This window comes from Enterobacter sp. 01-M-03-SI-ECC, assembly GCF_047530215.1.
GTDB classification, from domain to species: Bacteria; Pseudomonadota; Gammaproteobacteria; order Enterobacterales; family Enterobacteriaceae; genus Enterobacter; species Enterobacter chengduensis.
This window is the reverse complement of record NZ_JBLKDA010000008.1, coordinates 169,414-189,663: the sequence shown is the minus strand read 5'-3', so window position 1 is coordinate 189,663 and position 20,250 is coordinate 169,414. Positions and strand designations below refer to the sequence as shown.

At 53.2% G+C, this 20,250-nt stretch carries 17 protein-coding genes; 8 read left to right on the top strand and 9 right to left on the bottom strand.

All coding sequences use genetic code 11. The annotated features are described in order from the left end of the window. Positions 1 to 137 precede the first annotated feature (137 nt). From ACMWKK_RS10515 to ACMWKK_RS10485, 7 genes are all read right to left on the bottom strand, one after another. Complete coding sequence (locus tag ACMWKK_RS10515; RefSeq protein ID WP_236653044.1) at positions 138 to 938, bottom strand: EAL domain-containing protein; 801 nt, start codon at positions 936 to 938, stop codon at positions 138 to 140. A 390-nt stretch (positions 939 to 1,328) separates the two neighbouring features. Beyond that, the gene (gene catA / locus ACMWKK_RS10510; RefSeq protein WP_112781070.1) at positions 1,329 to 1,988 is read right to left on the bottom strand and encodes a type A chloramphenicol O-acetyltransferase; all 660 of its coding nucleotides are present in this window, start codon (positions 1,986 to 1,988) and stop codon (positions 1,329 to 1,331) included. A 63-nt stretch (positions 1,989 to 2,051) separates the two neighbouring features. Further along, on the bottom strand, positions 2,052 to 3,983 hold the full coding sequence (locus ACMWKK_RS10505) for a putative bifunctional diguanylate cyclase/phosphodiesterase (protein WP_112781071.1): 1,932 nt from the start codon (positions 3,981 to 3,983) through the stop codon (positions 2,052 to 2,054). Positions 3,984 to 4,000: 17 nt separating this feature from the next. Further along, positions 4,001 to 4,495, bottom strand: coding sequence for a molybdopterin-dependent oxidoreductase (locus ACMWKK_RS10500; RefSeq protein ID WP_045328263.1), 495 nt, complete (start codon positions 4,493 to 4,495; stop codon positions 4,001 to 4,003). 796 nt (positions 4,496 to 5,291) lie between these two features. Then, complete coding sequence (locus ACMWKK_RS10495; protein ID WP_406542790.1) at positions 5,292 to 6,836, bottom strand: DHA2 family efflux MFS transporter permease subunit; 1,545 nt, start codon at positions 6,834 to 6,836, stop codon at positions 5,292 to 5,294. A gap of 13 nt (positions 6,837 to 6,849) precedes the next feature. Further along, the gene (locus ACMWKK_RS10490) at positions 6,850 to 7,992 is read right to left on the bottom strand and encodes an HlyD family secretion protein (RefSeq protein WP_112781072.1); all 1,143 of its coding nucleotides are present in this window, start codon (positions 7,990 to 7,992) and stop codon (positions 6,850 to 6,852) included. Between the two features lie 48 nt (positions 7,993 to 8,040). After that, positions 8,041 to 9,537, bottom strand: a complete 1,497-nt coding sequence (locus tag ACMWKK_RS10485; RefSeq protein WP_052672177.1) for an efflux transporter outer membrane subunit — start codon at positions 9,535 to 9,537, stop codon at positions 8,041 to 8,043. 178 nt (positions 9,538 to 9,715) lie between these two features. Here ACMWKK_RS10485 and ACMWKK_RS10480 point away from each other — a divergent pair, with 178 nt between their 5' ends. Beyond that, complete coding sequence (locus ACMWKK_RS10480) at positions 9,716 to 10,360, top strand: TetR/AcrR family transcriptional regulator (protein WP_112781073.1); 645 nt, start codon at positions 9,716 to 9,718, stop codon at positions 10,358 to 10,360. A 125-nt stretch (positions 10,361 to 10,485) separates the two neighbouring features. After that, entirely contained in the window at positions 10,486 to 10,890 is a 405-nt protein-coding gene (locus ACMWKK_RS10475) for a helix-turn-helix domain-containing protein (protein WP_045328268.1), read from the top strand. A 12-nt stretch (positions 10,891 to 10,902) separates the two neighbouring features. On the opposite strand, the gene ACMWKK_RS10470 is transcribed toward ACMWKK_RS10475, so the two are convergent. Together ACMWKK_RS10470 and ACMWKK_RS10465 are read right to left on the bottom strand one after the other, a co-directional pair. Beyond that, a complete protein-coding gene (locus ACMWKK_RS10470) occupies positions 10,903 to 12,687 on the bottom strand; it encodes a diguanylate cyclase (RefSeq protein ID WP_161656326.1) in 1,785 nt (594 codons plus the stop codon). 120 nt (positions 12,688 to 12,807) lie between these two features. Further along, entirely contained in the window at positions 12,808 to 13,917 is a 1,110-nt protein-coding gene (locus tag ACMWKK_RS10465) for an AI-2E family transporter (protein WP_045328270.1), read from the bottom strand. Positions 13,918 to 14,280: 363 nt separating this feature from the next. Between ACMWKK_RS10465 and mmuP the strand changes: the two genes are divergently transcribed. The 6 genes from mmuP (at position 14,281) to tauD (ending at position 20,201) form a co-directional block, all read left to right on the top strand. Further along, positions 14,281 to 15,681 carry an S-methylmethionine permease gene (mmuP, locus tag ACMWKK_RS10460; protein ID WP_045328271.1) on the top strand — a complete coding sequence of 467 codons (1,401 nt, stop codon included), beginning with the start codon at positions 14,281 to 14,283 and terminating at the stop codon, positions 15,679 to 15,681. Beyond that, on the top strand, positions 15,668 to 16,600 hold the full coding sequence (gene mmuM, locus ACMWKK_RS10455; RefSeq protein ID WP_112781075.1) for a homocysteine S-methyltransferase: 933 nt from the start codon (positions 15,668 to 15,670) through the stop codon (positions 16,598 to 16,600). The genes mmuP and mmuM overlap by 14 nt, the downstream gene beginning before the upstream one ends. Before the next feature lie 191 nt (positions 16,601 to 16,791). Beyond that, positions 16,792 to 17,754, top strand: coding sequence for a taurine ABC transporter substrate-binding protein (tauA, locus tag ACMWKK_RS10450; RefSeq protein WP_112781076.1), 963 nt, complete (start codon positions 16,792 to 16,794; stop codon positions 17,752 to 17,754). A gap of 10 nt (positions 17,755 to 17,764) precedes the next feature. Next, positions 17,765 to 18,532, top strand: a complete 768-nt coding sequence (gene tauB, locus ACMWKK_RS10445) for a taurine ABC transporter ATP-binding subunit (RefSeq protein WP_112781077.1) — start codon at positions 17,765 to 17,767, stop codon at positions 18,530 to 18,532. Next, complete coding sequence (gene tauC, locus ACMWKK_RS10440) at positions 18,529 to 19,356, top strand: taurine ABC transporter permease TauC (protein WP_048225831.1); 828 nt, start codon at positions 18,529 to 18,531, stop codon at positions 19,354 to 19,356. Before tauB ends, tauC begins: the two co-directional genes overlap by 4 nt. Continuing rightward, entirely contained in the window at positions 19,353 to 20,201 is an 849-nt protein-coding gene (gene tauD, locus ACMWKK_RS10435; protein ID WP_112781078.1) for a taurine dioxygenase, read from the top strand. The genes tauC and tauD overlap by 4 nt, the downstream gene beginning before the upstream one ends. Positions 20,202 to 20,250: the final 49 nt, after the last annotated feature.

Below are 20,250 nucleotides of genomic sequence, written 5' to 3'. Positions count from 1 at the left end.
TTACAACGAATGGCATCCGCATAGTGCACTGGGGTATCGTTCGCCACGGGAATATCTGCGGCGACGAACCAGTCATGGGTTAAGTGATAAAAAGTGTATGGAAATATAGGGGCCAATCCAAACAGATTCATAAAAAATTAAATTTTCATACAAAACTCACGCATGGTTACAGGTTTTGAAAAGAAATAGCCTTGAAAATAACTTACGCCTTTATCTTTTAATAGTAATAGCTGCTCATTATTTTCTATCCCCTCTGCCACAACCTGAATCTTAAGTCGTTCAGAAAGCATGAGGATTGAATCAATAACAGCTGAGTAAATTAATGAACCATTGCTGGCCACTGTAAGACACTTATCAATCTTAATCATTGAGAAGCCGACATGCTCAATATATTTAAGGGATGAACTTCCATTTCCAAAGTCATCAATTGCAAACTGCACGCCTGCATCAGTAAGTTGCTGCATTGTTTCAAGTGCAAAATCATCTAGATCCATGGTTCCACGTTCCACTATCTCCAGCACGACGCCAATGCGACCCTTGAATTTCCGGTTAAAGCGCATCACGGCTTCAGTAACGTCCGGAGCATTAATTTGCCGTGCACAGATATTGAAGGACAGATAAAAATCATCAGGAAAAGGGCCATCATAACCTCTGAAAAAAGTTTCAACGCCGGAAAATAGGCTACATGTGACATCATTAATCACCTCACATGACTCCATCGTAGAGAGGTATCTTTCAGGTGAACGATAGATACCATTCTTAAGAACCCTGAGTAATACTTCTCCGCCTGATATCCTGCCGCCATTGAATACTGGTTGGATAAAAGGAACAAATTCAGTATCCGCCAGTTCTGCGGATAAGATTGTCGCTCTTATCCGTTCGCATGCCTTATTGAATAAACGTTCTGCTTTGCTGAGCATAGTGGTGCTTAACATCATGTAGCTCCTGAATCATGGTTTTTTCTCGTATCTGTGAGTGATTGTGGCACGATGATCGCGGCTGATTCATCGGAGCCTGAATGTTCACTCCTGCGAAGAACCCTAACAGCGTGATATTGTTTTTGGCTATTTATATTGCTAAGTCTGAGCTATACAAATTATTATCCCTTAGTTTGTTATAACTATAAACTTATTGACTGGTAAGGGTGTGGTAGCGTGTGCCTGTGTTAAAGCGAAAAGAATCAGGGCTGCCGGCGGAAAGCTCTGCATCTACCATTGTTGATGAGGCGTTTTGGGATGGTTTAACTGATTGATAACAGCCTAATGTTCTGTCCGGAAAGCGGTGGGCCGAGGCCCCCCGGAGATGAAAAATCGACAGTGTGGTTTAAGTCAAAGGTCAGTCAGGCGATCGCACATCGCCTGCAACTCATTAAACATCCTTGCCACATGAAAACCATCGCACACCGAATGATGGACCTGCACCGCGAGCGGCAACAGCACTTTTCCATCCTGCTCGTAATACTTTCCAAACGTGAACATCGGAGAAAAGAAGTTCTTCATGTGCGCAATGTTCATCGTAAAGTTGGTAAACGTGACCCACGGAATCGACGACACGAAAAAGACATTTTCCCGTGATTCTCCCTTAGGCCAGTAAGCAAGGCTATTTCCATAGCGGGCCGTATCGTCTGCATACGTCTTCTGAAAGTGGTGAATATTGCCATCGTAATGGCTCCACAGTGACGAAAACGTCTCCGTTTCAGGATGGAAAATGGTGTAGCTCGGATGAATTTCATTCCATATAACAAGCTCATTGTCCTTCATGGCCATGCGGAACTCAGAATGCTTGTTCATGATTTTAGAGAGGAGAAAAATAATCGTCGGGTAAAACTTCCAGCCGACCTCTTTGATATGTTTTCGCAGCGCGGTGATGTCGATCAGAACCGTTTGGTTAATGGTACACTCGGCAAACGACTGGAATACTTCAAAATGCTCCTTCCTGGCCCAACGCGATAAATCAACAGGCGTATATTCCGGGACTGCGTTTTTCATTTGTTAACCTTTGATTAGCTATCAGAAAAATAGTGTTGGGCCAGAAATAACCGCAACACCATTTCAACCGTATCTAATCTTACTGTCAACCTCGGACTGTGGTTTTCCGAACAGGTATCCCTGGACCAGATCGCAGCCAAGCGCCTGAAGACGTTCAAGCTGCGCTTCGGTTTCAACGCCTTCTGCAATGACGCTCATATTGAGGCTCTTCGCCATGCCGGTAATCAATTTAACGATATTAAGCGCATCGTCCTGCGTGGATATCGGATTCACAAACGATTTGTCGATTTTGATTTTATCAAAGTTAAGCTCGCTCAGTCTGGAGAGCGAAGAATATCCCGTTCCGAAATCATCGATGGAAATTTTGACACCCAGCGCCCGAAGCTTTTTGAGGATCGTGATCGGCATATTGCTGTCACTGAACAGTGAAGACTCTGTCACCTCCAGCTCGAGTCGGCTCGCCGGTAATCCTGTCTCTTTCAGGATAGTCTGCACCATCGTGGTAAATGATTTATTACCTAACTGAATAGGGGAAACGTTTACCGAGATCCTCGCCGGAACCGCCCAGGACACGGCTTCCCGGCAGGCGAGCTCAAGCACAATTTTGCCGATCGCATTGATCATCCCGGTTTTTTCAGCGACAGAAATAAAGTAATCAGGCGACAGCATCCCTTTCACCGGGTGCATCCAGCGAATAAGGGCCTCATAGCCGTAAATATCATTGCTGAATGAATCAACAATAGGCTGGTAATAAACCACAAATTCTTTATGGTCGAGCGCCAGGGCCATGTCATGTTCCAGGGTTCTGCTTTCCTGCAATTTTTGCAGCATCCACTGGCGGAAGACTTTTATCTGTTGAGAACCCTCTTTTTTAGCTTCGTAGAGGGCCAAATCGGCAAATTTGTAAAGGTAATCAGAGCGTCGTTCGTTGTCCGATAATACGATGCCCACACAGGTAGCAATTTTTATCAGTTGGTTATTAATGGTGTAGGGCTGGCTTATCCGATCGCCGATCTCTTTCGCACGCGAAACGGCAGCGTTTTCCGTGAGTCCGCTGGACAGAAGGGCGAATTCATCGCCGCCCAAACGGTAAAAGGTATCCGTTGCGTTGCTCATTGAGGTCAGCCGTCGGGATACCTGATTCAACAGCAAATCTCCCGTATCATGGCCATAGGTATCGTTGACCTCTTTGAAGCGGTCTAAATCAAAGAGCATCACCGTGACGGGAGTATGGTTTTTATCCGCCTGAAGATTAATTTTGTTGAGATCGTCCCAGAAGAACAGGCGGTTTTTCATACCGGTGAGGGAGTCATGATAAACATCATATTCCAGCTTCGCATTTTGAAGCTGCAGCGTTTCTTTCGATACCTGAAGTTCGTCTGCAAGGCTTTTCACCTGCATGTGTGCTTTGAGAATGTTTTTATTCTGGTAGATCATCAGGAAGCCAAGAATAAAGCTTAATATCACCAGCAGCAATGAAAGTGCGGAATAAATATAATAAAGGATTTGTATTTTTTTATTAGATTCATTAACCGTGTTAATGTCTTTTGTTAATGCCGTTGCAGAAAGCTGGCTTAGCGGCGCATCGAGCTCATGCATATCTTTCAGGTATGCCTGTAATTCCGGATGGCTCATATTTTCAAGATGACTATCCAGATAGGCCAGTATTTTTTCTAAGCGTAAAGCAAGCTCCTGATGCGTTTTATCGCTGTCAATATAGCGACCTAAGTCACCCCCCTTCATTAAATCGCTCTGGCTTAGCATGAGTTCGAGGCGCATGCGGACCTGGTCTATCGTAACGTCATCGGTATCGGTTGCGTATAGACCAAGCCATGATTCAAAACGGTAATACTCTGATACCAGTTGTGCCACGGACCAGGACTCAGTGTATTGAGTCAGTTTTTGCAATTCCTGCTGACGATCGTAAACAAGGTATGCAATATATCCTGTCGTGATAAAAAGAGAAAAAATGATACCAACCAGTATCCTGTTCATTATGTTCTCCTGAACGGCTACTCAATCTTCATTTTACTAACCTGCCATGCCGATCGCGAGTAATAAATCTGGTTATTCAACTCAGGAAGACTGTCATAGGGGTAAACAATAAATGAGGGGCCTTTATCGCGAATGCGCATATATTCGCCATTGACTTTCAGGGCCAGAATGGCGTTGTATTTTTTAAAGTCACTGAGCGGGATCGCGGTAGAGTAATCATTGAGCGCAATCACATTCACGTTCGTCCCTTTTGCACCCACATAATCCATGAGCTTGCTCATGGGGACACCCTCAAACTTAGTGCGGCCATTATACCAGGGGGATGTCGTCTCGAAACTCACCATGCCCAGTTTTTCAAGGCTGGCGAGATCAAACACTGCTTTACCATTTTCATTCGTATTTTCTATATTGCCGTAAATCGTTAAAATAGGTTTACCAACTGGTTTTGGCAGTTCGCCAGCCCAGGCTACACTTTGTACCAGACAGCATAACAGCAGTAGGGTTGATCGCATTTTGGCCTCCACTTTTTAACAGAAGTATAAGAATTATAATTTAGATATCACAGTAGTTTATATATTTTGTTTAACAGCAAGGCTTTTTAGCGTTTTTAGTGATTAAAATGCTATAAAATCATAATGTTATGTGATGGGTATGATCGGCTGTCGGGCAGGCGAAGGACGTTCAACTTTTTGTGAAAAGATAAAGCGAATTGCATAAGCTCTCGAATGTTTAAAAAACGATCGCTTTTATTGATTGTTATTACCTCATGCTACTGATTTTACCGATGATGAAAACGGTGGGCGTTTAAGGCTCAATACCCGCCTTCGCAGGTGGAGCCTTCGGAGAAGTGAAGCAACCGGCGCTGTCGGCCTGTACGAAATTTGCTCACCTTTCGCGAGGAGGCGCAGGGTGCGCCGTTCCTCACGGGGCGGATACCGTCCTGCCGGTTTGCCCATGAAATCAGAAGCGCTAAAAAAGACTTTCCCTCCGGGCTACGTTTTTTATTTGGCGATGGCAGAAAATGTAAATAATGAAGCTTAGGGGATGTGAGATATTATTGATGAGATCGTCAGTTTACGGTTTCAATCTGTGTCTGAATAATTGCCTGTTTTTGGACGCTTCTTCCACTGGGGGGCGTCCGCTTTTTTCCTGCTATCGAAATACTTTATCCAACCTGCTAAAAATAACGTTTATTGCCTCTTCTATACGGGGGTTCACTGCACCCGAGATTACATTAAAAATATTCATCGGCCGGAGAAAGTCGAATTTCTCGGTTTTTGATACTCACGTCCTTGTGCTGAGTAAATCTCAGTGTCCTACGGAGGCGGCATCAACCACGCGCGAAGGTTTTGGCGCTAATGCAATCGCAAATGCAGCGACAAAAAATATGACGCCGATCGACATCATCAAATTATTGGTTGAAAGCATCATGCTTTGGCTATTAACCATCTTGTCAAAAAGCTCGCGCACAAATTGTCCACCTTGCTGAGGGGCTGAACTGATGTAACGCGATAGATCGCCACCAGGGTCAACAACGGACGCCAGTTGGTCATGTGCGATATAGCGCTGATCTTGCCATGACGTCGTGACGAGCGATGTGGCAAACGCCCCCGATAACGTTCGTACAAAGTTCATTAGCCCCGCTGCTGAAGCCATTTCCGCTTCATCTACAGAGCCCATTGCAAGACCCGTAATAGGCACATAGTACAACGGCATTCCCACCCCCATGAATAACAGGGGGACGCAGATGGACCAGTAGTCCATATCGGTCGTTGCGCAGGAACGCCAGAAGGTGTCGAGACCCAGCAAGGCGCAGCCAAAGAAGATAAGAATGCGCGGATCGATTTTGTTAGAAAGGTTAGCGGCAACCGGAGAAAATACCACCTGCAGAAGCCCGCCCCAGGCAACCACAATCCCGGCCCATGTTGTTGTATACCCTAAGTTATATTGCAACCACAGAGGGGTGAGGACATTCAGACCAAAAAAACATCCAAACGCGAGTGCGAGAACAAACATGCTGGCCGAAAAACCGCGATGGCGAAAAACTCTGATATCGACAATCGGATGTTCAGCGGTTAGCTCCCAGATGCAAAAACTTAAAAAGCCGATGCAGGCCACAATCGCCAGCACCCAAATTTCTTCCGAGGCAAACCAGTCAAGGTCTTTCCCTTCATCAAGCATGATCTGCAGTGCGCCAACCCAGATAACCAATAAAATAAATCCAACGATATCAATAGCGTTATTAACCAGCTCATCTTCGAAGATTTTCAATACTGACCACGCCACGACTGAAAAAGCGATTGCCATCGGAACGTTGATGATAAACACCCACGACCAGCTGTAATGATCGCAAATCCATCCCCCCAGTACCGGGCCTATTACGGGCGCGAGCAAGGTTGTCATTGCCCATAAACCCGTCGCCTGCATGGATTTTTCTTTTGGAAAAATACGCAGCAGTAACGTTTGCGATAAGGCCATCAGGGGGCCTCCTGCCATGCCCTGAAAAACCCTCATCAGCAGCAGCATTCCCAGCGAAGTGGAAAGGCCGCAGAGCAAAGAAAAAATGCCAAACATGAACACGGAAACGGAGAAAACGCGCACGCCGCCGAACCGTGTGGTTAACCATCCCGAGAGCGGTACCGTAATGGCTTCAGCCACGGCATAGGCCGTGATGATCCACGTTCCCTGGCTTGTTCCTGCACCCAGGGCGCCAGCCATGTTGGGTTGAGTGACGTTTGCAATGGTCATGTTGAGCACAGCTAAAAAGTTAGCCATGGCCAGCACCAGAGCACCAATCCATAACATACCGCCTTTCAGCGAAGGCGGCTGATTATCGATAACGAATGTAGACATGGACTGTTTTCCGTTATTCACTTTTTAAGTTAACTGTTGCTTTCATGGACAGCCCAACCCGCAGCGGATGTGCTGCAAGCTCGTCAGCATTGAGTTTGATGCGCACGGGCAGACGCTGAACAACCTTAATCCAGTTACCCGTTGCGTTCTGCGCAGGAATAATTGAAAACGCAGCGCCGGTACCGCCATCGAAGCCTTCTACCGTTCCATGGAAAGGAACGTTGTCGCCATACAGATCGCTCACCAGCTCCACTTTTTGTCCTACCTTCACATGCTGAAGCTGAACTTCCTTGAAGTTGGCATTGACGTGAATTTGCTGCACCGGTACCACGGACAATAACGGTGTGGAAGGCTGTACACGCTGTCCAAGCTCGACCTGGCGGCGAGCGACCACGCCATCGACGGGTGAACGGATCACGGTTCTTTCCAGATCCAGTCTGGCCTGGTCACGCTTCGCTCTGGCGAGAACCACTTCCGGGTTGGTCTCGGTATTTGCATCCTCAATCATCACGGCATTCGCCTGTCTTGCACCCACCGCTGCCTGTCTCGCGGCATCGGCCTGCGCCACGGCGGCATTAGCGGCATTCAGGTTTGCCAGTGCGGAAGCATAAACGTTTTGAATACGCGTCAGTTCGTCGCCTGAAATTGCACCCGTCTGCATTAACGCCTCGCGTCGCTTAAGGTCAACCGCCGCGCGCTGGAAGTCCGCGTTTGCGGCATCAACCTGAGCCAGCAGGCGTTTTTGCTCTTTTTCATTAGCCACAACTTCTGCACCGAGCTTTGTGTCAGTGGCCTTATAGCCATTTACCCGCCGAATGGACAGGTTTAGGTTAGCTTCCGCCTGATTAAGAGCTAGCTCTGCGTCAGTGGGATCCAGCCGGATCAGAACATCGCCTTTTTTTACCACCTGAGAATCCGTCACCAGAATGTCGCTTACCGTACCGGTGATCGCGGAAGAGAGCTGAGCGGACTCAACATCGGTATAGGCGTTATCGGTTTCAACATAGTGGGAACCCACTAACGCCCAATAGGCGAACGAACCTGCGCCAGCAAGCGCGATGCTCAATGCCAGATAAGAGAACAAACGTTTTCTTTTTTTCTTTTTAATGTCGGAAGATTCAATATTATGATTTTCAATAGCTGCAGAATGACTCATTTTATTTCCTTTCTTTCCACGATTGAGTAATGAACCAGGTGTTAAAAATTACTGTTTGCTCGATGTATATCCGCCGCCTAATGCGCGCGCTAATGCGACGTCAATCGTAAAGGCGCGGGAATTTACATCGGCTAATTTTCTGCGGGCAGCGACCAGCTCATCTTCAGAGGACAAGACGTCGAGATAATCAGCAACCTTTCCTTCATATCTTTGTTTGGTGAGGGAATACGCTTTTTCTGCCGATGTGACTGCCTCCTGAGAATAACGCATCTCCTCTTTAAGAGAGGCTCTGCTGGTGAGCGCATCGCTCACTTCCCGAAGTGCATTCGTTAACGTATCGTTATAAACCTGAACCGCAATGTCATATTCACCGCTGGCGTATTTCAGGTCTCCCTGTAGCTTCTGAGTATTAAATATGGGCAACGAGATGGCCGGTCCAAAACTGCCAATGGCTGAGCCACTCCGGGTAAGGTTGTTAATACCCAGTGACTGGAACCCGGCAAAGGCAACCAAATTAACGCTGGGGTAAAAACCGGCTTTTTTCTGTTTGATTTGCTCTGCTGCTGCCTCTGCGCGTAAACGTGCCGCAACAATATCAGGACGTCGCCCCATCAAATCCAATGCAATATTGGGAGGAAGCTCCTCATGCGCTAAAAGCGTTGCCTTAGGCGCGGTTATTGTCAGCGATCTATCAGGCCCGTCGCCGATCAGTGCCGCGAGAGCATGCTTTTTGATCGCAATAGCTTCATCTATGGCCACCAGGTTTGCTTTTGCGTTGAGTTGACGCGTCTCAACCTGTTGAAGGCTGGATAAATCTTCTAGCCCCGCGTCATGGCGTTGCCGGAACAACGCAAGCGTACTGGTTCGTATCGTGAGGGTATCGTTAAGCGTTTCGCGAACGGTGTATAAATGCGCCAGCTCCGCGTAAACGGTAACAATAGACGAAGAGAGCACCAGTCCTGTTTCTGCTTTCTCCGCAACCGCTGCCATTTCGCCTGACGTTGCAGCCGCGAGCGCCGCGCGGTTTTTACCCCAAAAATCGAGTTCCCAGCTCATATCAAGCGTGGTGCGCCCATAGCTGTTCCAGTTTTGCGGCGTTGCGCTTTCAGGCGTCACATCGTTGTAACTCATCTTCTCCCGCATAAAGCTGGCGTTTGCGGTGACTTCAGGGAAAAGCGATCCGCTCGCACTTTGCGTCATCGCCTGCGCTTGTTTCACACGAGCTTCGGCGATGTTAAGCGTGGGGGAGTTTTTAAGCGCGTCATCAATCAGCCCGTTCAGCTGTGCATCGCCGTATTTCTTCCACCACTCGTCTTTCGGCCACTGACCGTTCTGGTGAGGAAAACTTTGATCGCTTTTAAGCTGTGTGACCGTCTTCATAGGCGGTGGGGTGCCGAGATCGGGGATCATGGCGCATCCGCTCATACTGATGGCGGAAATGACAACGCAGCTCATCACTATCCTGGAGCCGGTTAAGCCGGAAATGCGACACCCCGGGAGTGTCTCCTGAAAACCTTTCATCAGTACGCTCATCATGCTGTTCATAGAGTAGTCCAAATTCAGTACCGTACGGTACGGTACGCTTTATATCTTGACTTCTGAGCGCCGTCAAATAAAAATGTACTCGTCAGTACGATTACGAACCCTACTCTAAGACGTGATGCCGAAATCAGAAAACAAGCGTGTTGGCCCCGACCCATCACCTAAACTCACGAGGAAACATATGGATAAAAGAGCGCTTAAACGGCAGCAGATTCTGGACGTCGCTTCCGGACTGTTTCGACAAAAAGGATTTGATGCCACGTCTATCTCAGAGATCAACGCGATTGTGGGTGGCTCAAAATCGACAATTTACAGTCACTTTTCGTCGAAAGAAGAGCTATTTGTAGAATGCATGTCTTCAGAAACCGAACAGTATATAAAGAGCATGACTATTGAAACTGCAGGGCAGGTGCGCCTTTTCGGAAAATCACCACAGCTGGTCATCGAGCAATTTGCAATTGCCTTTTTGCGTTATATTTGCTCTCCGGATATCGTGGATTTGCAAAGATTAATGATTTCCGAGGCCGGAAGATCGGGTATCGGTGAATTATATTATGCGCGAATGCAAAAACTGCGTTCGAATGTTTCCGCGCTTTTTACCGATTTAATGAATCAAAACATCTTAAGAAAAGATGACCCAGTGCTGGCCGCTGAGTATTTTCGTTCTCTTCTTCAGGCGGACATACTCGAACCCTTGCTTTTGAAAGCAAGGAAGGATCAGCCTGACGAAAGTGAAATCATCATGAAGGCGCAGGCCTCCGTGAATGCGTTTATGAAACTATATGGTCCTGAAAAAATCGAGGATGTTGCAAAAACATCTTTATAAAATACAGTAAGCGTTCCTTCACCCTATTATTAGGGTGATTTTCTTTGTGGAATATTTATTTTTTTTGATTGTCATTGGATGACTCTGCCAGCGGCCTTCTTGTAAATAAAATTTCGTGGATACTTATGTGTATAAAGTTTACTCTCTTAAAAGATCGTGAAGCTGTAATTAAGTCCCTGACGCACTGGATTGACTCAAATTTATACAGGCCCATTACCGTTCTGGATGTGGCAAGGAAATCTGGTTATTCATTGGCTTATATTCAACGAAACTTTCGCCAGGAGTGTGGCATAAGCATAGGTCTCTATATTCGAAGCCGGAAACTTGAAAAAGCCGCGCATATGCTCAGACATACGCAGCTCTCTGTTTCAGATATATTCACGATGTTAGGGTACGAGGAGCCGTCAACATTCAGCAGAGCGTTCTCGAATCAATATGGACTCTCCCCAACCAAATACCGTGAAATGGCTAAAAAAAGCCGTGACATGAATGGCTTGTCGATATTGATTGCTGAGATCACTCGCGAATAAAGCCATAATTCCCTAGCCCGCCTCCAGCATTCCAAAACTGACAATCCGCGCCCGGCCCAGCTCTTTCGCCCGGTACAAGGCCACGTCCGCAGCCCGCAGGAGGTTGTCCGTCTGGGCATGTTGCGGGTAGCTGGCAATCCCAATCGACACGTCCACCGGCCCAATCTCGGTCAGCCCGTAGCGAAGCGACAGCTCATGCACGCCGTTATAGATCTTCTGCGCGCAGAGATACGCTTCTGCTTCATCGGCACCGGAAAGCAGCACCAGAAACTCTTCGCCACCGAAGCGGAATGCCAGCCCGTTGTCATGTGCAGCCCGCTGAACAATGGACGCCACGCTTTTGATCACCAGGTCGCCCGCTTCATGACCAAAGCGGTCATTAATACTCTTGAAGTGGTCGATATCGATCATCATGCAGCTTAACGGCTCGCCGGTGCGTTTCGCGTGTGCCGTTTGGGTTTGCAGGGTATCTTCCAGATGATGACGGTTTCGCAGGCCGGTGAGCGGGTCAAACAATGCTTTTTCCAGCAACGCGTCGCGCAGACGCTGGTTGGCCAGCGCCAGCCCGAGCGCCTCGGCCATCAGTTCCAGATACGCGCGGGAAGGGGCATTCTGCGCCGTGATGTTCTGGAAGGAGAGCAGGCCAATGGCCTCGCCCTGGGCGATAAGCGGCACGCAGAGCGAACTTTCGGCCTGGGATGCCGGAAGATGGTAGCAGGCGATATCGGGCTCGCCGTTTACCGGCGGGTGACTCTGTCCGCGACGCACGGCCCAGCACGCGTCCGGATGGAACGTAGTTTCTTCACCAACCGGCGAAAGCCATTGCGCGACGCAGCGCATCTGCCACGGTTCGCGGTCGAGCACGTAGAGCCGGCCCGCGATCCCCGGCGCGATATTCGGCGCAAACAGCTCCGCCACGTTAATCACATCGTTAAAGTTTTCACACCCCTGTAGCCGCTGGGTCATGCGCGCCAGCAGCTCGCGGATGGCCCAGTCGGCATCCCGCTCTTTTTCCAGACGCTGTCGCGCAAGGCCGTTTTCACGGAAGATGCTGATAGCCTGGGCCATATCGCCGATCTCATCGATCTGGTTAAAGTTGGGCGTTTCCACCGCGTAGTCCTGTGACGCAAGACGATGCACCACGTCGCTCAGGCGCACCACGGGACGCAGCACGCGGCGTTTTAAGATGAACCCAAGCACAAATAAGAACAGCAGGGCGGTCAGACCAACCGTTACCTCAGAGGCGGTACGCAGCGCTTTCGATTTTTTTGTTGCCTCCTGAACGGAGGCGATGACGCGTTTGTCGAGTATCTGGCGGAAGTGATCGATCTGGTTCTGCGCGCGATCCAGCTCCTGTTCATAGGGCGCACCATAGAGCAGGGCCACTGCCTGGGCGTCTTCTCCTCGCGCCAGGCTGGCGAGGGCGGTCTGCTGCTCGTCCTGCAGCTCGTCGATGATTTTTATGCCTTCGCGCAGCAGGGACAGCTCATCATCCGACGCACCGTTATCACGCAATTTTTCCAGCCGTGTCTCGATGGTTTTCAGGCCATTCTCTGCCTGACCGTATTCCCTTAACGTTTGGGGATCTTTTTTGATGACGTAAAGGCGGGCTAAATCGGACTGTGCCCAGGCGTCAGTCTCAACATCTTCCGTGAGCTGATCGAATCGCTGGCGTTGTTCAACGGCGTGACGCTCTGCCGTGTCAGCATTGGACGCCAACAGCATGATGATGCCGGAGGCGATGGTCAGGCAGACCGTGGCACCGTAGGCCCAGTTTGTTATCGTCGCGATTCGCACCAGATGATCCTTTTACGACATGAGTAGGATGGCGTTCTTCAAATTATAGAAAACGTTTGATTTAAGGCGATAAAAAAAGGCGGCACGGTGCCGCCTTGTGTGTTCTTTATCATCACGCGCTTACAAATCTGGAGGATTTTTTCCTTCTTCGATGAAGTCGGGGTCCAGCTCTTCGGCGTTCCCGGCGTGATCGCGTCCCGAGAAGAGGTTCCAGCAGGCGATAAACAGCGCGGCAATGAGCGGCCCAATGACAAAGCCGTTAATGCCGTACAGCTCCATGCCGCCGAGGGTGGAGATCAGAATCAGGTAGTCCGGCATTTTAGTATCTTTCCCCACCAGCAGCGGGCGCAGGATATTGTCCACCAGCCCGACAACGATCACGAAGAAGCCGACGATGAACAGCCCTTGCCAGATTTGGTGCGTGGCGAACAGGAAGATAGCGGCGGGCACCCAGACAATCGCCGAACCGATGGCGGGCACCAGGGAGAGGAACGCCATCAATGCGCCCCAGAGCACGCTGCCGTCAATACCCGCAATAGCAAACGCAATCCCCCCGAGGATGCCCTGCACCACGGCCACCGCCGCCGTGCCTTTTACCGTGGCGCGTGACACGCCGACGAATTTGGCAAACAGGTGCTGCTTGGCGAAATCAGACAGCGGCAGGGAGTCGAGGATCTGGCGCACCAGAAACGGGCCGTCTTTCAGCAGGAAGAACAGCAGATACAGCATGATGCCGAAGCTAATCGCAAAGCCAAACGTCCCTTTGCCGATCAGGAACGCGCTGCCCGCCAGATACTGCCCGCCCTGCAGAGCGACGTCGGAGAGTTTTTTCTGGATCTGCGCCGCGTTGTTCAGGTTGTGATCCGCCAGGAATCCGCTGGCCCAGTCCGGCAGGTGGTTGAAGATGCTCGCCACCACTTCCGGGAACTGGGTGTTGTTCTCCTGGAGTTTGGTGTAAACCATGTTCAGCTCAATGGCGAGAGAGGAGAGGATCACCATCAGCGGGATAAAGACGATCAGGCAGATAATGCCAATCGTTAACAGCGAGGCCAGCCCGTTGCGGTCCCCCAGCGCGGCGCGCAGCCTGTTTTTTACCGGGTTGAAGATGACGGTCAGGATCGCGGCCCACAGTATCGCGGAGAAGTAGGGCGACAGCACGTCGAAGAAGGCCCAGGTCACAAGGGCGAGAATGAAGATAAAGAAACCTTTGGTCAGTCCGTTAAAGCGCATCAGTCAGTCCTGGCTACTAATAAACTGTTTCGACTATAGAACCGATTGCGAGAATTACCAACCTTGCGCCGGGAGGCGGCTGCGCCTTACCCGGCCTACGGGCAGCGTTACGGTATGACTTCGCGCTTTACGGATACCACTTTCGACTGACCGAAGATCGCCTCTTCCCGCACCATGCTGTAAGTATCTGCTTGCGGAGGTGCTTATGGCCTGGCGTCCTTTTCTCTATGTAATCCGCACCGCTCACCCCAGACTCAGCGCGCGGCGCGCCCGTTTGCGTCTGGTCATCTAGCTTTTTATTAACAATCGCGGTATAACACACCTTCTTTGGATGTTTAGATGTCCATACGTATAGAAGGTAATATGCAAACACAACAAGAAAATGGGCAGCTTAAGCGCACCATGAAAACACGCCACCTGATTATGCTCTCGCTGGGCGGCGTGATTGGGACAGGGTTATTCTTCAATACCGGATACATCATTTCCACGACCGGGGCGGCGGGCACGCTGCTGGCGTACCTGATCGGCGCGCTGGTGGTCTGGCTGGTGATGCAGTGTCTGGGCGAGCTTTCCGTGGCGATGCCGGAAACCGGCGCATTCCACGTCTATGCCGCCCGCTATCTTGGCCCGGCGACGGGCTACACCGTGGCGTGGCTCTATTGGCTCACCTGGACGGTGGCGCTCGGGTCGAGCTTCACCGCCGCAGGCTTCTGCATGCAGTACTGGTTCCCGCAGGTGCCCGTCTGGGCGTGGTGCGTGGTCTTCTGCGTGGTGATTTTTGGCCTCAACGTCATCTCAACGCGCTTCTTTGCGGAAGGCGAATTCTGGTTCTCCCTGGTGAAAGTCATCACCATCATCGCCTTTATTATCCTTGGCGGGGCGGCGGTCTTTGGCTTTATCCCGATGCAGGACGGCTCGCCCGCGCCGGGCTTAAGCAACATCACCGCCGAAGGCTGGTTCCCGCACGGCGGCCTGCCGATCCTGATGACCATGGTGGCGGTGAACTTTGCCTTCTCCGGGACCGAGCTTATCGGCATTGCGGCGGGCGAAACGCAAAACCCGCACAAGGTGATTCCGGTAGCTATCCGCACCACCATCGCGCGCCTCATTCTCTTCTTTATCGGCACCGTGTTTGTGCTGGCGGCGCTGATCCCGATGCAGCAGGCAGGGGTGGAAAAGAGCCCGTTCGTGCTGGTGTTTGAAAAAGTCGGTATTCCTTATGCGGCAGACATCTTTAACTTCGTGATCCTGACGGCGATCCTCTCGGCAGCGAACTCCGGGCTGTACGCCTCCGGGCGCATGCTGTGGTCGCTTTCGAATGAGAAAACGCTGCCGCGCTGCTTTGCTCGCGTCAACAAAAACGGCGTGCCGCTGACGGCGCTCTCGGTTTCCATGCTCGGCGGCGTGCTGGCCCTGTTCTCTAGCGTTATCGCGCCGGATACGGTGTTTGTTGCGCTCTCGGCGATTTCCGGCTTTGCGGTAGTGGCGGTCTGGATCAGCATCTGCGCGTCGCACTTCGTTTTCCGCCGTCGTCATCTGCAGTCCGGCCAGCCGCTCTCTGCGCTGCAGTACCGCGCGCCATGGTATCCGCTGGTGCCGGTGCTCGGGTTTATCCTCTGCGTGGTGGCCTGTGTCGGCCTGTGGTTTGACCCCAGCCAGCGCATTGCCCTTTATTGCGGGATTCCATTTGTCGCCCTGTGTTATGGTGCCTACTACCTGACCCGAAATATGACATCGCAGGAGCCTGAACATGTCGCAGAATAATCCGCTTACCGCCCTCCTTGAAAAGCAGCCGTTTGTGGTGCTGGATGGCGCGATGGCGACGGAGCTGGAAGCGCGCGGCTGTAACCTGGCAGACAGCCTCTGGTCTGCCAAAGTGCTGATGGAAAACCCGGCGCTTATCCGCGAAGTGCATCTTGATTACTACCGCGCAGGGGCGCAGGTGGCGATCACCGCCAGCTATCAGGCCACGCCGGCGGGCTTTGCGGCGCGAGGGCTGGACGAGGCGCAGTCTCGTTCGCTTATCGGTAAAAGCGTGGAGCTGGCGCGTAAGGCGCGCGAAGCGTATCTGGCCGAAAACCCGCAGGCGGGGACGCTGCTGGTGGCGGGCTCCGTGGGGCCGTACGGCGCGTATCTGGCGGATGGCTCGGAGTATCGCGGCGACTACGTGCGCAGCATCGAGGAGTTTATCGCCTTCCACCGCCCGCGCGTGGAAGCGCTGCTCGATGCGGGCGCTGACCTGCTGGCCTGCGAAACGCTGCCCTCGTTTGTGGAGATCAAGGCCCTGACGGCCCTTCTGGCGGAGTTCCCCCGCGCCCGGGCGTGGTTCTCCTTTACCCTGCGGGACAGCGAGCACCTGAGCGACGGTACGCCGCTGCGCGAGGTGGTCAGCGCGCTGGCAAACTCGCCGCACATTGTCGCGCTGGGCATCAACTGCATCGCGCTGGAAAACACCACCGCGGCGCTGAAGCACCTGCAAAGCCTGACGGCGCTGCCGCTGGTGGTCTATCCTAACTCGGGCGAGCATTATGACGCGGTGACCAAAACCTGGCACCACCACGGCGAAGCGTGCGAGACGCTGGCAGGGTATCTGCCGCAGTGGCTGGCTGCCGGGGCTAAGCTGATTGGCGGATGCTGTCGGACCACGCCGAAGGACATTGCTGAGCTGAACGCGCAGCGCTGAGTTTTTTGCCGGGTGGCGGCTACGCCTTACCCGGCCTACGGATCGCCGACGCTCTCCCATCGCACAAAACCAACTATCCTTTCCCGCTTTTTATCTAAAAACGAATCGTTATGAGCGATTCATTTTTATTCCTTTATCAAAATTCCCGCGTTGGAAATACTGCCCTCATAACAACAAGGGGAGCAGGCACTATGGCTATTTCATCGCGAATCACACTTCTCGGCGCGCTGGCGCTGTGGGCATTTCAGGCGCAGGCGGTGGATGTCACCGTCGCGTATCAAACCTCCGCTGAACCGGCGAAAGTCGCGCAGGCGGACAACACCTTTGCCAAAGCGAGCGGCGCGAAAGTCGACTGGCGCAAGTTCGACAGCGGGGCGTCCGTGGTGCGTGCGTTAGCCTCCGGCGACGTGCAGATCGGCAATATCGGCTCCAGCCCGCTGGCGGTTGCGGCCAGCCAGCAGGTGCCGATTGAGGTGTTCCTGCTCGCCTCGCAGCTCGGCAACTCTGAGGCGCTGGTGGTGAAGAAAAACATCACCAAACCGGAAGACCTGATCGGCAAACGCATCGCCGTGCCGTTTATCTCCACCACCCACTACAGCCTGCTGGCGGCGCTGAAACACTGGGGCATCAAGCCGGGCCAGGTACAAATTATCAACCTGCAGCCGCCGGCAATTATCGCGGCCTGGCAGCGCGGCGATATTGACGGAGCTTACGTCTGGGCTCCGGCGGTGAACGAGCTGGAAAAAGACGGCACCGTGCTGACCGACTCTGAAAAGGTGGGCCAGTGGGGCGCGCCAACGCTCGACGTGTGGGTGGTGCGCAAAGACTTTGCCGAGAAATATCCTGAGGTGGTGAAAGCCTTCGCCAAAAGCGCGATTGACGCCCAGCAGCCGTACATCAGTAATCCGGACGAGTGGCTGAAGCAGCCCGCCAACCTGGAAAAACTCTCCCGCCTGAGCGGCGTGCCGGAAGCGGACGTGCCGGGGCTGGTGAAGGGCAATACCTATCTGACCCCCGCGCAGCAGGTGCAGCAGCTGACCGGGCCGGTGAACAAAGCGATTGTCGATACGGCCACATTCCTGAAAGAGCAGGGCAAAGTGCCCGCGGTGGCGGCGGATTACAGCCAGTACGTGACCGATCGTTTTGTGAAATAAGGAGTTCGCCATGCTGAATATTACGAACCTGTACGCCGATTACGGTGGGAAACCCGCGCTGGAGGACATCAACCTGACGCTGGACAGCGGTGAACTGCTGGTGGTGCTGGGCCCGTCCGGGTGCGGAAAAACCACGCTGCTGAATCTGATCGCCGGGTTTGTCCCTTATCAGCATGGCACCATTCAACTGGAAGGCAAAAAGGTGGAAGGCCCGGGCGCCGAGCGCGGCGTGGTCTTCCAGAATGAAGGCCTGCTCCCGTGGCGCAACGTGCAGGAAAACGTGGCGTTTGGGCTACAGCTTGCGGGCATCAGCCGCGAAGAACGGCTGAAAACGGCACGAACGATGCTGAAAAAAGTGGGGCTGGAAGGGGCGGAAAAACGCTTTATCTGGCAGCTTTCCGGCGGCCAGCGCCAGCGTGTTGGGATTGCCCGCGCGCTGGCAGCGAATCCGCAGCTGCTGCTGCTGGACGAGCCGTTCGGGGCGCTGGATGCCTTCACCCGCGAGCAGATGCAAACCCTGCTCCTGCGCCTGTGGCATGAAACGGGCAAGCAGGTGCTGCTGATTACCCATGATATCGAGGAGGCGGTGTTTATGGCCACCGAGCTGGTGCTGCTCTCGCCGGGGCCGGGCCGCGTGCTGGAGCGCTTGCCGCTGGATTTCGCCCGCCGCTACGTCGCGGGAGAGCCCGTGCGCAGCATCAAGTCCGATCCGCGGTTTATCGAACAGCGTGAGTACGTTTTAAGCCGCGTGTTTGAACAGCGGGAGGCCTTCTCATGAGCATCGTCTTCAGTGAAAAAACGCGCCGCACGCGTCTGGCGCTGCGCTGGCCGTTCTCGCGCCAAATCACCCTGAGCGTCGGTACGCTGCTGGTGCTGCTGGCGGTGTGGTGGGCGGTTGCTGCCCTGCAGTGGGTCAGCCCGCTGTTTCTGCCGCCGCCGGGACAGGTGCTGGCCAAGCTGATTACCATCGCCGGGCCGCAGGGCTTTATGGATGCGACGCTCTGGCAGCACTTAGGGGCCAGCCTGGCGCGTATTCTGGTGGCGCTGCTGGCGGCGGTGATTATCGGCATTCCCGTGGGGATTGCGATGGGGCTGAGCCCGACGGTGCGCGGCATTCTCGACCCGCTGATTGAGCTTTACCGCCCGGTGCCGCCGCTGGCCTATCTGCCGCTGATGGTGATCTGGTTCGGCATCGGTGAAACGTCAAAAATCCTGCTGATCTATCTGGCGATTTTTGCCCCGGTTGCCATGTCGGCGCTGGCGGGCGTGAAGAGCGCCCAGCAGGTGCGGATCCGTGCGGCGCAGTCGCTGGGTGCCAGCCGCACGCAGGTGCTGCTGTTCGTGATTTTGCCGGGCGCGCTGCCGGAGATTTTAACCGGGCTGCGCATCGGCCTCGGCGTGGGCTGGTCCACGCTGGTGGCGGCAGAGCTGATTGCAGCCACGCGCGGCCTTGGGTTTATGGTGCAGTCGGCCGGAGAGTTCCTGGCGACTGACGTGGTGCTGGCAGGGATCGCGGTGATCGCCGCGATCGCCTTTGGATTAGAACTGGGGCTGCGCGCGTTACAGCGCCGCCTGACGCCCTGGCATGGAGAAATACAATGAGTGAACGTCTGACCATTACCCCGCTGGGGCCGTACATTGGCGCGCAGGTGTCGGGCCTGGATGTGACCCGTCCGCTGAGCGATAACCAGTTCGAGCAGCTGTACCACGCGGTGCTGCGCCATCAGGTGGTGTTCCTGCGCGAGCAGGCGATCACCCCGCAGCAGCAGCGCGCGCTGGCCCTGCGCTTTGGCGATCTGCATATCCACCCGGTCTATCCGCATGCGGAAGGGGTGGAGGAGATTATCGTCCTCGACACCCACAACGATAACCCGCCGGATAACGATAACTGGCATACCGACGTGACCTTTATCGAGACGCCGCCCGCCGGGGCGATCCTCGCGGCAAAACGGCTGCCGGAGACCGGCGGCGATACGCTGTGGGCCAGCGGGATTGCGGCATACGAGGCGCTTTCCGCGCCGTTCCGGACGCTGCTGAGCGGGCTGCGGGCGGAGCATGACTTCAAAAAATCGTTCCCGGAATACAAGTACCGTAAGAGTGAAGAGGAACATCAGCGCTGGCAGGAGGCGGTTGCGAAACATCCTCCGCTGCTGCACCCGGTCGTGAGGACCCATCCGGTGACGGGCAAGCAGGCGCTGTTTGTCAACGAAGGGTTCACCACGCGCATCGTGGACGTGTCCGAGAAAGAGAGTGAGGCGCTGCTGGGATTCCTGTTCGCACACATCACCAAACCTGAGTTCCAGGTGCGCTGGCGCTGGCAGGAGAACGACCTCGCGATCTGGGATAACCGCGTGACGCAGCATTATGCCAACGCGGACTATCTGCCGCAGCGCCGGATTATGCAGCGGGCGACGATTTTGGGGGATAAACCGTTTTACCGTCCATGACCCATTGCTCCCGTAGGCCGGGTAAGGCGTAGCCGCCACCCGGCAATTG